The sequence below is a fragment of the Kosakonia sp. CFBP8986 genome, from assembly GCF_034044935.1.
GTDB lineage: Bacteria > Pseudomonadota > Gammaproteobacteria > Enterobacterales > Enterobacteriaceae > Kosakonia > Kosakonia cowanii.
In genome coordinates this window covers 674,612-687,473 of sequence record NZ_JAXCXB010000001.1, presented here as the reverse complement: position 1 = coordinate 687,473, position 12,862 = coordinate 674,612, and the positions used below count along the sequence as shown (strand labels likewise).

Annotated in this window: 8 protein-coding genes; 4 read left to right on the top strand and 4 right to left on the bottom strand. The window is 58.1% G+C overall.

Going from position 1 to position 12,862, the window contains the following annotated elements:
- Nucleotides 1-59 precede the first annotated feature (59 nt).
- The 4 genes from aat to trxB all read right to left on the bottom strand — a co-directional run bounded on the left by aat (nucleotide 60) and on the right by trxB (nucleotide 5,432).
- Entirely contained in the window at nucleotides 60-761 is a 702-nt protein-coding gene (aat, locus tag SOM48_RS03170) for a leucyl/phenylalanyl-tRNA--protein transferase (protein WP_054804024.1), read from the bottom strand.
- A 102-nt stretch (nucleotides 762-863) separates the two neighbouring features.
- Nucleotides 864-2,585 (bottom strand): heme ABC transporter ATP-binding protein/permease CydC, encoded by a 1,722-nt coding sequence (gene cydC, locus SOM48_RS03165; RefSeq protein ID WP_312200301.1) that lies wholly within the window; start codon nucleotides 2,583-2,585, stop codon nucleotides 864-866.
- The gene (gene cydD / locus SOM48_RS03160) at nucleotides 2,586-4,352 is read right to left on the bottom strand and encodes a heme ABC transporter permease/ATP-binding protein CydD (RefSeq protein WP_320511419.1); all 1,767 of its coding nucleotides are present in this window, start codon (nucleotides 4,350-4,352) and stop codon (nucleotides 2,586-2,588) included. It abuts the gene before it with no gap.
- Nucleotides 4,353-4,466: 114 nt separating this feature from the next.
- Nucleotides 4,467-5,432 carry a thioredoxin-disulfide reductase gene (gene trxB, locus SOM48_RS03155; RefSeq protein ID WP_054804022.1) on the bottom strand — a complete coding sequence of 322 codons (966 nt, stop codon included), beginning with the start codon at nucleotides 5,430-5,432 and terminating at the stop codon, nucleotides 4,467-4,469.
- A gap of 550 nt (nucleotides 5,433-5,982) precedes the next feature.
- Here trxB and lrp point away from each other — a divergent pair.
- From lrp to SOM48_RS03135, 4 genes are all read left to right on the top strand, one after another.
- Nucleotides 5,983-6,477 carry a leucine-responsive transcriptional regulator Lrp gene (gene lrp / locus SOM48_RS03150; RefSeq protein WP_000228469.1) on the top strand — a complete coding sequence of 165 codons (495 nt, stop codon included), beginning with the start codon at nucleotides 5,983-5,985 and terminating at the stop codon, nucleotides 6,475-6,477.
- A 120-nt stretch (nucleotides 6,478-6,597) separates the two neighbouring features.
- The gene (locus SOM48_RS03145) at nucleotides 6,598-10,704 is read left to right on the top strand and encodes a DNA translocase FtsK 4TM domain-containing protein (RefSeq protein ID WP_320511418.1); all 4,107 of its coding nucleotides are present in this window, start codon (nucleotides 6,598-6,600) and stop codon (nucleotides 10,702-10,704) included.
- A gap of 117 nt (nucleotides 10,705-10,821) precedes the next feature.
- Nucleotides 10,822-11,433, top strand: a complete 612-nt coding sequence (lolA, locus tag SOM48_RS03140) for an outer membrane lipoprotein periplasmic chaperone LolA (protein ID WP_076769636.1) — start codon at nucleotides 10,822-10,824, stop codon at nucleotides 11,431-11,433.
- A 9-nt stretch (nucleotides 11,434-11,442) separates the two neighbouring features.
- Nucleotides 11,443-12,786 carry a replication-associated recombination protein A gene (locus SOM48_RS03135; RefSeq protein WP_128483271.1) on the top strand — a complete coding sequence of 448 codons (1,344 nt, stop codon included), beginning with the start codon at nucleotides 11,443-11,445 and terminating at the stop codon, nucleotides 12,784-12,786.
- Nucleotides 12,787-12,862 lie beyond the last annotated feature (76 nt).

Below are 12,862 nucleotides of genomic sequence, written 5' to 3'. Positions count from 1 at the left end.
AAAAGCTGCTACGAGCGACCATTATAACACTCTGAATACAAATGTGCCGAAAACATTCTTCAACGAGCCGGAAAGAGCCGACGGGGCACCCAAAAGTGTGAAGGCAGCGGGGCCAGACGTAGTTCCGCGAGGTATTGCAGATAGTCGCGGCGGGGGATCTCCACCGCGCCAAGGGAAGCAGTGTGACTATTAAGCACCTGGCAATCAATCAATTTACCGCCAAGTCTCGCGAACTCCTCGCTAAAGACCAGCAGGGCGGTTTTCGAGGCATTTACGCGTCGGCTGAACATCGACTCACCGCAGAAAAGCGAGCCCTGCGCGACGCCATACATCCCACCTACCAGCTCGTCGCCTTCCCACACTTCAATCGAGTGCGCATGACCCAGTTCATGCAAACGGTGGTAAGCCATGACGATATCGGGCGTAATCCACGTGCCTTCGTCACGATCGTCTGAACAGCCATCAATGACCTGGCCAAAAGCGTGGTTCAGCGTCACGCGATAAGGTGAGGTCTTATGGAAGCGCTTCATGCTGCGGCTGACGTGAAAATTTTCCGGCCATAATACGGCGCGCGGATCGGGCGACCACCAGAGGATAGGATCACCCGGTGAAAACCACGGGAAAATCCCGCGCTGATAGGCCATCAGCAAGCGCGCCGGACTTAAGTCGCCACCGAGCGCCAGCAGCCCGTTGGGTTCACGCAGCGCCGCTTCCGGCGAAGGGAATGCAATAGAGTGACGAGAAAGCTGAACCAGGCGCATGACTGCAACGCTCCACAATGCGACAAGTGACCTCTGTTAATATCGTCATCTTTCGCTCTTGCTTCAGTGTTGGTGACGCGAGAGCGTAAATGAGTCAAACCACTACAGACGCTGCTTAAACTGGTAGTACCGCCCCTGTTTCGCCATTAACGCTGCGTGATTACCTTGCTCAATTATTTGCGCGTTGTCCATTACAATTATCCGATCGTAATTTGCCAGTCCACGCAGACGATGGGTGACCATTAACAGGGTCTTGCCTCTCATCAATTCATTAAGAAGATCAAGGATTTGGCTCTCAGTGGATGCATCAAGCCCTTCGGTCGGTTCATCCAGTAACACCAGCGGGGCATCATGCAGCAGCGCGCGTGCAATCGCCAGACGACGCAGTTCACCGCCGGAGAGCTGACGTCCGCCTTCACCGAGCCAGGCGTTAAGGCCATTCTCATCCAGCAGCTTCTCCAGCCCCACGCGTTCCAGCGTCGCGCTCAGCATCTCATCGCTTGCCTGCGGTGAAGCCAGCAGCAAGTTATCGCGCAGCGTGGCGCTAAACAGGTGTACGCGCTGCGGCACCATACTGATAAGCGAGCGCAGATCGGCCTCAGCATACGAGCGTAATGGGCGATCCTGTAAATGAATCTCGCCCTGCTGCGGATCCCAGGCGCGCGTCAGCAGTTGCAGCAGCGTCGATTTACCACAGCCCGTGCGGCCCAAAATGGCAACATGCTCGCCTGCGGCGATCGATACGCTGAGACTATCCAGCGCCCGCTGCGGTTGTCCCGGATAGCTAAACGACACGTCGGTCAGCGCCACGCTAACCTGCTGGGGCACGGCGGTGCGCGTGGCAGGAAACGTGACTTCCGGCTGACAGTCAGTAAGCTGCGTCACCCGCGTCGCGGAGGCAATAACTTGCCCAAGGTGCTGGAAAGCGCCAGTAACCGGGGCGAGTGCTTCAAACGCCGCCAGCGCGCAGAAGACAAAGAGTGCGATCAGCGCGCCAGGCTCGGTATTACCGCCGACATCACCGGAGGCGAACCACAGCATGACGATTACTGCCGCGCCGCTAATCGTCAGCATCACTGCCTGCGACACGGCGCTCAGATCGGACTGGCGGCGTTGCGCCTCGTGCCAGCTTAATTCGGTGTTTTCCAGCTGCTCGCGATAACGCTGGCTGGCACCAAAAATGGTCAGCTCTGCCTGCCCCTGTAACCAGCTGGTTAATTGCTGACGATACTGCCCGCGCAGTGCGGTGAGGTTTTCCCCCGTCGCTTTGCCGGCGCGATAAAAGAGGGGCGGCAGAATAAGCAGCGTCGCCAGCATAATGCCGCTTAACATCAGAGCCAGCGAGAGATCGAGCACGCTCAGGCCGACCAGCACCACAATAATGACCACCAGCGCGCCCACCAGCGGCGAAATGACGCGCAGATAGAGGTGATCAAGCGTATCGACATCGGCAACCACGCGGTTAAGCACATCGCCCTGACGAAAACGCGCCAGCCCGGCGGGGGAGAGAGGTAACAGTTTACTGAAGGTAGTCACGCGCAGATGTTCCAGCACGCGGAATGTGGCATCGTGGCTAACCAGCCGCTCGAAATAGCGCCCGGCGGTACGGGTGATCGCCGCCCCGCGCACACCGGCGGCGGGCAGCATATAGTTGAAACTATATAGCCCGGCGACGCCGACCACTGCCGAGGCGGAAAGGAACCAGCCTGAAAGCGTTAACAGCCCAATACTGGCCAGCAGCGTGACGACCGCCAGCACCACGCCCAGCGTCAGCATCCATTTATGGCGTTTATATAATGCGAGATAAGGCAGCAAGGCGCGCATTTAAATCTCCTCCTGACGATGTGCCAGCAGCGCGGCAAACACGCCCCCGGCGGCGGCAAGCTCGGCATAGCTGCCCTGTTCAACAATGCGTCCCTCCTGCATCACCCAAACGGCGTCCCACTCTGCAAGGTTTTCCAGCTGGTGGGTCACCATCAGCGTGGTTTGCTGGTGCGAAGCGGTGGCCAGCGCCTGCATCACCCGCTGCTCGCTGTGGGCATCAAGGCTGGCGGAGGGTTCATCCAGCAGAAGCAACTGGCATGAAGAGAGCAGGGCGCGGGCAACGGCAACGCGCTGCGCCTGACCGACGGAGAGACGAACGGCCTGATCGCCAGGCTGCGTCTCCAGCCCTTCCGGTAACAGCGGTAGAAATTCGCTTACCCATGCCTTATCCAGCGCAGCGTGTAAGGCCGCTTCGCTGGCATCCGGGCGTGATAACAGCACATTCTCGCGCAGCGTGGCGGCCGGCAACAGTGGGTTTTGGCCGACCCAGCTTATCGCGTTGCGCCAGCTGTCGGGATCGAGCGCGCTCAGTTCAATACCGTTAACGCGCAGCGAGCCTTCATAAGGCAGGAACCCTAACAGCGCGTTAATCAGCGAGCTTTTTCCCGATCCGCTGCGCCCGACCACCACAACCCGCTGCTGGGAGGAGAGGGTAAAGGTGAGCGGCCCGGCCAGCACTGCGCCTTCGGGCGATTTAACAATTAAATCCTCTGCCGTCAGGGTGACAGGCTCACACGCGTTGAGCGTGATATCGCCGCGTTGCGGATGGGCGAGCGGCGCTTCCATAAAGGTTTTCAGGCTATCCGCTGCGCCTACTGCCTGCGCCTTCGCGTGGTAAAAGGTACCCAGATCGCGCAGCGGCTGGAAAAACTCCGGGGCCAGCACCAGCGCAAGAAAACCGGCAAACAGCGTCACGCCGGTACCGTAATGGCCGAAATTGAGTTCGCCCAGATAGGAGAAACCAAAGTAAACGGCGACCAGCGCGATGGAGAGCGACGCGAAAAATTCCAGCACTCCGGAGGAGAGAAACGCGAGGCGCAGCACTTCCATCGTGCGGCTGCGAAAATCCTGCGACGCGCGGCGGATGCTTTCCGTTTCCGCTTCGCCACGGCCAAAAATACGCAGCGTCTCCATGCCGCGCAGGCGGTCAAGGAAGTGACCGCTCAGGCGCGCCAGTGCTTTAAAGTTACGGCGGTTAGCATCGGCTGCGCCCATCCCGACCATCGCCATAAACAGCGGGATCAGCGGCGCGGTGCCGAGCAGGATCAGCGCTGCCGCCCAGTTAATCGGGAAAAGGGTGATCACAATCAGTAGCGGTACGCTCGCCGCCAGCGCCATTTGTGGCAAATAGCGGGCGTAGAAGTCATGCATGTCGTCGATTTGCTCAAGGATCAGCGTCGCCCAACTGCCGGCGGGTTTACCCTGAATCCATGCCGGGCCGGCCTGTTGCAGACGATCCAGCACGCGGCGGCGTATCGCAAAGCGGATCTGTGCCCCCGCATGAAACCCTACCCGCTCGCGTAGCCAGACCACCCAACTGCGCAGAATAAAGACCAGCACCAGCAGCGCAAAGGGCAGCAGCAGTGCCTCGCGAGGAATGTGCTCGATAATCATATGGTTGAGAATGCTGGCGAGCAGCCACGCTTGCGCGACGATCAGGACGCCGCTGACCACGCCAAGCAGGCGGGAGAGCGTCAACCAACGACGAGAGATAATGCTTTGCTGTTTTAACCAGCGAGTGAGTTCTTGCTGACGGGTTTTATTCATTGCGCGCTTTGCAGGTGAAGTTATCGGATTTTTAGCCTGCGCAATGTTACAACGGTGCAAAAATAAAGGCGACTTAATGTCGCCTTATTTACCTTTGTTACTGACTTGTAAAGATTATTTCTGAACAGCCAGCCCATCGAGGTAGCGTTCAGCATCCAGCGCCGCCATACAGCCAGTGCCAGCGGAGGTGATCGCCTGACGATAGATGTGATCCATCACGTCACCTGCGGCAAACACGCCGGGAATGCTGGTTTGTGTCGCATTACCATGAATACCGGACTGCACCTTGATGTAGCCGTTTTCCAGCTCAAGCTGACCGTCAAAGATCGCGGTGTTCGGGCTGTGGCCGATAGCGACAAACAGACCGGCAACGTCCAGCGACTCGATATTATCCGGGTTTTGCGTATCGCGCAGGCGCAGGCCGCTAACGCCCATCTGATCGCCCGTCACCTCTTCCAGCGTACGGTGCGTATGCAGCACGATATTGCCGCTCTCAACTTTATCCATCAGACGCTTGATCAGGATCTTCTCCGCGCGGAAGGTATCGCGGCGGTGGATCAGATGCACCTCAGAGGCGATATTCGCCAGGTAGAGCGCTTCTTCAACTGCGGTGTTGCCGCCGCCGATGACCGCGACTTTCTGGTTGCGGTAGAAGAAACCGTCACAGGTGGCGCAGGCAGAAACGCCGCGGCCTTTATAGGCTTCTTCAGAGGCGAGGCCTAAATAGCGCGCGGAGGCACCGGTGGCGATAATCAGCGCGTCGCAGGTGTACTCAGCGCTATCGCCAATCAGGCGGAACGGACGGTTCTGTAAATCGACGCTGTTGATATGGTCAAAAATGATTTCAGTATCAAATTTGGTCGCATGTTCATGCATGCGCTCCATCAGACCCGGGCCGGTCAGATCGTGCGGGTCGCCCGGCCAGTTTTCCACTTCGGTGGTGGTGGTGAGCTGACCGCCTTTTTCCATACCGGTGATTAGCACCGGCTGCAGGTTTGCACGCGCAGCATAGACCGCTGCGGTATAACCGGCAGGGCCTGAACCAAGGATAAGCAGCTTACTGTGTTTGGCCGTCCCCATGAGATCCTCATTATTGTTTGGCAGACATTGGGCTGGATTGTAGGGAATTTGCGGGCGTAAAAAAAGGGCGTAGCGATTTTGTTAACGATGTGTGTGATAGAAAAGACCGATGGCGGGGCAATGATTTATGCCAAAAACATAACAACTTCTACTGAGAAAAAGGCAGTTATAAGATGAATAAATGAGGATAAGGAATTGACCTTGATGAATATCTGGCATGTTGTACTAAAAAAAGATGTTTTGCTTTGACAATCCCCTGCGCTTTTGCGAAAACATCAAAGGAAGAAAAAAAGCAGTATTTCGCGCGTAACGCACGTTTACGCATGTAAATGCCATTTTACCGGGCTAGCGAAATCTACGCATGGCGTGGACAGACGCCATCCGTGATATCGATAGCTGCCGCAGGCACCGGTCTTCTCAACACAGCCCCTGGGATTATGCAACGGTCAGCTTGCTGGCGCGCGGCACAATACGACGGGCAAAGATCCTGAACAGTGAAGTGCACAGGGTCAAGACAGGAGTAGGGAAGGAATACAGAGAGACAATAATAATGGTAGATAGCAAGAAGCGCCCTGGCAAAGATCTCGACCGCATTGACCGCAATATTTTAAATGAACTGCAAAAAGATGGGCGTATTTCCAACGTCGAGCTTTCTAAACGAGTAGGGCTTTCGCCAACGCCGTGCCTTGAGCGCGTGCGCAGGCTGGAAAGGCAGGGGTTTATTCAGGGCTATACGGCACTGCTTAACCCGCATTATCTGGATGCATCACTGCTGGTCTTCGTTGAGATTACTCTGAATCGTGGCGCGCCGGATGTGTTTGAACAATTCAACGCTGCAGTGCAAAAACTTGAAGAAATTCAGGAGTGTCATCTGGTTTCTGGTGATTTTGACTACCTGTTGAAAACGCGCGTACCGGATATGTCGGCCTACCGCAAACTGCTGGGCGAAACGCTGTTACGCCTGCCAGGCGTAAACGACACCCGCACCTATGTGGTGATGGAAGAGGTCAAACAGAGTAATCGTCTGGTTATTAAGACGCGCTAATACGGAACAGGTGCACAATCGCTGTTTTTTGATTACACTCCTGTTAATCCATACAGCAACAGTGCCGGGGAGACCCGGCGCTGTTGTCCGTTTTAGCATCAAGGACCTGGAGAGCCTGTCTTGAGCCAGGAATACACCGAAGACAAAGAAGTCACTTTTAACAAGCTAAGCAGCGGACGCCGACTCCTCGAAGCGTTGCTGATCCTCGTTTCCCTTTCTGCCATCTGGCTGATGGCGGCGCTTCTCAGCTTTAACCCATCCGATCCAAGCTGGTCGCAGACCGCATGGCATGAGCCGATCCATAACCTTGGCGGCGTGCCCGGCGCATGGCTGGCGGATACCCTGTTTTTCATCTTCGGCATTATGGCCTACACCATTCCGGTCATTATTATCGGCGGATGTTGGTTTGCCTGGCGCCATCGCGCCACTGAAGATTACATCGACTATTTCGCCGTCTCGCTACGCCTGATTGGCGCGCTGGCGCTGATCCTCACCTCCTGCGGTCTGGCGGCGATCAACGCGGATGATATCTGGTATTTCGCCTCGGGCGGCGTGATTGGCAGCCTGCTCAGCACCACGCTGCAGCCGCTGCTGCGCAGCAGCGGCGGAACGCTCGCACTGCTCTGCATCTGGGCAGCCGGGCTGACGCTCTTTACCGGCTGGTCATGGGTCACCATCGCTGAAAAAATCGGCAGCGTTATTCTCAATATTCTCACTTTCGCCACCAACCGCACCCGTCGCGATGACACATGGGTTGATGATGAAGAGTATGAAGAAGAGGATGAGTATGATGAGGACGAGGCAAGCGACGCGCCTCGCGAATCCCGTCGCGCCCGCATTCTGCGCGGTGCGCTGGCGCGCCGTAAACGCATAGCTGAGAAATTCGCCAACCCGATGGGGCGCAAAACCGACGAAGCGCTCTTCTCCGGCAAGCGGATGGATGATGACGAGGAGATCGCCTACAGCGCGCGCGGTGTGCCTGCGCAGCCAGACGACGTGCTCTTCTCGGGACATCGCGCGACGGAAGTTGAGCAGGAGTACGATCCGCTGCTCAATGGTCGCAGCGTAACGGAACCCGTTGCGGCGGCTGCCGTCGCAACAACCGTTGCCGCGCAAAGCTTCGCTGCGCCGACGGAGCCGGTTATGCAAACGCCGCAGCCCGCTGAATGGCAGCATGCGCAGCAGGCGCCTGGCTATCCTAATCAACAGCCTGCTTATCAGCCGCCGATGCATCCCGATCAACAAGCTCTATATCAAGCACCGATGCAGGGCGATCCGCAGGCCGCTTATCAGCAGCCAACGCATTATGACGAAACGGCTGCTTATCAGCACCCTGCCGCGCAATCCGTGCCAGAGTGGCAGCAACCGATCGCGGAAGAGCCGTGGACGCCAGATGCGCCGGTAACGCCGCAGCCGCAGCAAGAAGAGGTCTACTGGCAGACGCAGCCTGCAGCCCAGCAGTGGCAGCCTGAACCGCAAATCGCCCCTGCGCCGGAGCCGGTCATCGAACCTGAACCCGTGGTGGAAGAGGCGAAACATACCCGTCCGCCGCTCTACTACTTTGAAGAAGTCGAAGAGAAGCGTGCGCGCGAGCGTGAGCAGCTGGCCGCCTGGTATCAGCCGATTCCGGAGCCCGCTGAGCCAGAACCGGTAGCCCGACCAGCCGCGCCGTCGATGCCTGTTCCACCTGCTGTGGATCCAACGGTTGTGGCAGAGAGCGTTCTGCCCGCTACCGCTCAGGCCGCTTCAACGGCTGGCACTGCCTCCGCCGCTGCGGCAGCCAGCGCGCCGGTGTTTGGTCTTGCCGGCGGCGCGCCACGTCCGCAGGTAAAAGAGGGGATTGGCCCGCAGCTTCCGCGACCTAACCGTGTGCGCGTGCCGACGCGTCGCGAGCTTGCTTCCTATGGCATTAAACTGCCTTCACAGCGCATGGCTGAAGAGCGTGCGCGTGAAGATGAGGTGCGTGAGCCAGATCAACATCTCTCCGATGATGATGCCGCTATGTTCCAGCAAAACGAGCTGGCACGTCAGTTCGCCGCGACGCAACACGATCGCTACGGTGAAGAGTATCAGCATGAAACGCCGCAGTTTGCTGCCTCTGAAGCTGAGTTGAATGAAGCCGAAGCGGAAGAGGCGGAGCTGGCACGTCAGTTCGCCGCATCTCAGCAGCAGCGCTACGGCGCTGAGCCGCAGGCCTTTACGCCGGAAGATGCCGACGTCTCGCCGATGAACGCGGCACCGGTTGAGCGTGCGAACGCACCGCTCTTTACGCCGCAGCCGCAAGCTTCTGCACAGCCTCATTATCAGCAGCCGCAGCAGCCACCTGCCGCGCAGCCGTCTGCCTATGGTCAACCTGCCCAGCAGCCGCAGCAGCACTATCAGCAGCCAGCCGCGCAGCCGGTTCAGCCGCCTGCCTATGGTCAGCCTGCCCAGCAGCCGCAGCCGCACTATCAGCAGCCAGCCGCGCAACCGGTTCAGCCGCCTGCCTATGGTCAATCTGCCCAGCAGCCGCAGCAGCACTATCAGCAGCCAGCCGCGCAACCGGTTCAGCCGCCTGCCTATGGTCAGCCTGCCCAGCCGCCACAACAGCACTATCAGCAGCCAGCCGCGCAGCCGGCTCAGCCGCCTGCTTATGGTCAACCTGTTCAGCAGCCGCAGCAGCAATCTGCTCCGCAGCAGCAGGAGAGCCTGATCCATCCATTGCTGATGCGTAATGGTGACAGCCGCCCGGTGCAAAAGCCGACTACGCCGCTGCCGTCGCTCGATCTGTTAACGCAGCCGCCGGCAGAAGTGGAGCCGGTGGACACCTTTGCGCTTGAGCAGATGGCTCGCCTGGTTGAAGCTCGCCTGGCCGATTTCCGTATTAAAGCGGACGTGGTGAACTACTCGCCGGGTCCGGTGATCACCCGCTTTGAGCTGAACCTCGCACCTGGCGTGAAAGCGGCGCGAATCTCTAACCTGTCACGTGACCTGGCGCGTTCGCTCTCTACCGTCGCCGTGCGCGTGGTGGAAGTGATCCCGGGTAAACCTTACGTCGGCCTTGAGTTGCCGAACAAGAAGCGCCAGACCGTCTATCTGCGAGAAGTGCTGGACTGCGTGAAATTCCGCGAAAGTCCGTCGCCGCTCACCGTGGTGCTGGGTAAAGATATCGCCGGGGATCCGGTGATTGCTGACCTGGCGAAGATGCCACACCTGCTGGTCGCCGGTACCACCGGTTCCGGTAAGTCGGTCGGCGTCAACGCCATGATCCTCAGCATGCTCTATAAAGCAACGCCGGAAGATGTGCGTTTCATCATGATTGACCCGAAAATGCTCGAGCTGTCGGTCTATGAAGGCATTCCGCATCTGTTGACCGAAGTGGTTACCGATATGAAAGACGCCGCTAATGCGCTGCGCTGGAGTGTCAATGAGATGGAGCGCCGCTACAAACTGATGTCGGCGCTGGGCGTGCGTAACCTCGCCGGCTACAACGAGAAGATCGCCGAAGCCGCGCGCATGGGTCGCCCGATCCCGGATCCGTACTGGAAGCCGGGCGACAGCATGGCAACCGAACATCCGGTGCTGGAAAAACTGCCGTACATTGTGGTGATGGTCGATGAGTTTGCCGATCTGATGATGACGGTCGGTAAAAAGGTGGAAGAGCTGATTGCCCGCCTGGCGCAGAAAGCGCGCGCCGCCGGTATTCACCTGGTGCTGGCCACCCAGCGCCCCTCTGTGGATGTGATCACTGGCCTGATTAAAGCCAACATCCCGACGCGTATCGCCTTTACCGTATCGAGCAAGATCGACTCCCGTACCATCCTCGATCAGGGCGGTGCGGAATCGCTGCTCGGAATGGGGGATATGCTTTACTCCGGCCCGAACTCAACCTCTGCCCCGGTGCGTGTCCACGGCGCGTTTGTTCGCGATCAGGAAGTCCACGCCGTGGTGCAGGACTGGAAAGCGCGCGGGCGTCCGCAATACGTTGACGGCATCACCTCCGACAGCGAAAGCGAAGGCGGCGGCGGTGGATTTGACGGCGGTGAAGAGCTGGATCCGCTGTTCGACCAGGCCGTTAACTTTGTCACCGAAAAACGCAAAGCCTCGATCTCCGGCGTGCAGCGCCAGTTCCGTATCGGCTACAACCGTGCGGCGCGCATTATCGAACAGATGGAAGCGCAGGGGATCGTCAGCGAGCAGGGGCACAACGGTAACCGTGAAGTGCTGGCTCCGCCGCCGTTTGAGTGATGCAAAGTTAGGTAAATAGTACAAATTCAGTTTTTTCTTCTGTCACTCTGGCGTTTCGCTTTCTAGAGTGACAGAAGGATTCTCCCACGTCGGGAGTGACGTATCAGAGGAATGACAATGAAAAAAATCGCCATGGTTTGTGCACTAATGGGCTCCTTAGTGGTCAGCAATGTCTGGGCAGACGCGGCAAGCGATCTGAAAAGCCGCCTCGATAAAGTCAGCAGCTTCCACGCCAGCTTTACCCAGAAAGTGACCGACGGCAGCGGCGCTGCGGTACAGGAAGGCCAGGGTGATTTGTGGGTTAAACGCCCGAACCTGTTTAACTGGCATATGACCCAGCCGGATGAGAGCGTACTGGTTTCCGACGGCAAAACGCTGTGGTTCTACAACCCGTTTGTTGAACAGGCGACGGCAACCTGGCTGAAAGATGCTACCAGCAACACGCCGTTTATGCTGATTGCCCGTAACCAGAGCAGCGACTGGCAGCAGTACAACATTGCGCAGAAGGGCGATGATTTTGAACTGACGCCAAAAAGCAGCAACGGTAACCTGAAACAGTTCACCATCAATGTCGGCCGCGACGGCACCATCCATCAGTTCAGCGCCATCGAACAGGATGACCAGCGCAGCAGCTATCAGCTGAAAGCGCAGCAGAACGGCGCTGTCGATGCATCGAAATTCACCTTTACCCCGCCGCAGGGCGTAACGGTTGACGATCAACGCAAGTAAGAGGCGTGCATGAGTAACATGTCGCTCGATTTTTCCGAGAACACGTTTCAACCTCTGGCCGCGCGTATGCGGCCAGAAAATTTAGCGCAGTACATTGGTCAGCAGCATCTGCTGGCACCGGGCAAACCCCTGCCGCGCGCCATCGAAGCTGGTCATCTGCACTCGATGATCCTGTGGGGACCGCCGGGCACCGGCAAAACCACGCTGGCAGAGGTCATTGCGCGCTATGCCGATGCTGATGTCGAGCGCATCTCAGCGGTCACCTCCGGCGTGAAGGAGATCCGTGAAGCCATAGAGCGCGCCCGCCAGAACCGCAATGCCGGACGCCGCACCATTCTGTTTGTCGATGAAGTCCACCGTTTTAACAAAAGCCAGCAGGATGCCTTTCTGCCGCATATCGAAGATGGCACCATCACCTTTATCGGCGCCACCACCGAAAACCCTTCATTTGAACTCAACTCCGCACTGCTCTCCCGCGCGCGCGTTTACCTGCTCAAATCCCTCACCACCGAGGATATTGAACTGGTATTAACGCAGGCGATGGAAGATAAAGGCCGCGGTTACGGCGGCCAGGATATCGTGCTGCCGGACGAAACCCGGCTGGCGATTGCCGAGCTGGTAGGCGGCGATGCGCGCCGGGCGCTCAACACGCTTGAGATGATGGCGGATATGGCGGAGCTCGATAAGAGCGGCAAGCGCGTACTCAACCCTGAGCTGCTTACGGAGATTGCCGGTGAGCGTAGCGCGCGCTTTGATAATAAAGGCGACCGTTTTTACGACCTTATCTCCGCGCTGCACAAATCGGTGCGCGGAAGTGCGCCGGATGCCGCGCTCTACTGGTATGCGCGCATTATCTCAGCGGGTGGCGACCCGCTCTATGTTGCGCGCCGCTGCCTGGCGATTGCTTCAGAAGATGTCGGCAATGCCGATCCGCGCGCCATGCAGGTCGCTATCTCTGCGTGGGACTGCTTTACCCGCGTTGGCCCGGCCGAAGGCGAGCGCGCTATTGCGCAGGCGATTGTCTACCTGGCCTGTGCGCCGAAAAGCAACGCCGTCTATAAAGCTTTTAAAGCTGCGATGGCCGATGCGCGACAGCGCCCCGATTATGATGTGCCGCCGCATCTGCGCAACGCGCCGACCAAGCTGATGAAGGAGATGGGTTATGGGCAGGAGTATCGCTATGCCCACGATGAGCCCAACGCTTTTGCCGCCGGGGAGGAGTATTTCCCGCAGGAAATGGCAGAAACGCGCTACTATCAGCCGACGAACAGAGGTCTTGAAGGCAAGATTGGCGAAAAGCTCGCCTGGCTCGCTGAACAGGATCATAAAAGCCCTATAAAACGCTACCGCTAGTGCGGGCGTTGCGGTAAGGTTACGGCTCATACCCTCGATCGCACTCTGCGGTCGGGTTCCTTTTATTTCAATTCGA

Excerpts from the sequence above, each read along its gene's own strand:
- aat (WP_054804024.1), bottom strand. The coding sequence starts at position 761 with ATGCGCCTGGTTCAGCTTTCTCGTCACTCTATTGCATTCCCTTCGCCG.
- SOM48_RS03135 (WP_128483271.1), top strand. The coding sequence starts at position 11,443 with ATGAGTAACATGTCGCTCGATTTTTCCGAGAACACGTTTCAACCTCTG.
- lrp (WP_000228469.1), top strand. The coding sequence starts at position 5,983 with ATGGTAGATAGCAAGAAGCGCCCTGGCAAAGATCTCGACCGCATTGAC.
- lolA (WP_076769636.1), top strand. The coding sequence starts at position 10,822 with ATGAAAAAAATCGCCATGGTTTGTGCACTAATGGGCTCCTTAGTGGTC.
- cydC (WP_312200301.1), bottom strand. The coding sequence starts at position 2,585 with ATGCGCGCCTTGCTGCCTTATCTCGCATTATATAAACGCCATAAATGG.
- trxB (WP_054804022.1), bottom strand. The coding sequence starts at position 5,432 with ATGGGGACGGCCAAACACAGTAAGCTGCTTATCCTTGGTTCAGGCCCT.
- cydD (WP_320511419.1), bottom strand. The coding sequence starts at position 4,352 with ATGAATAAAACCCGTCAGCAAGAACTCACTCGCTGGTTAAAACAGCAA.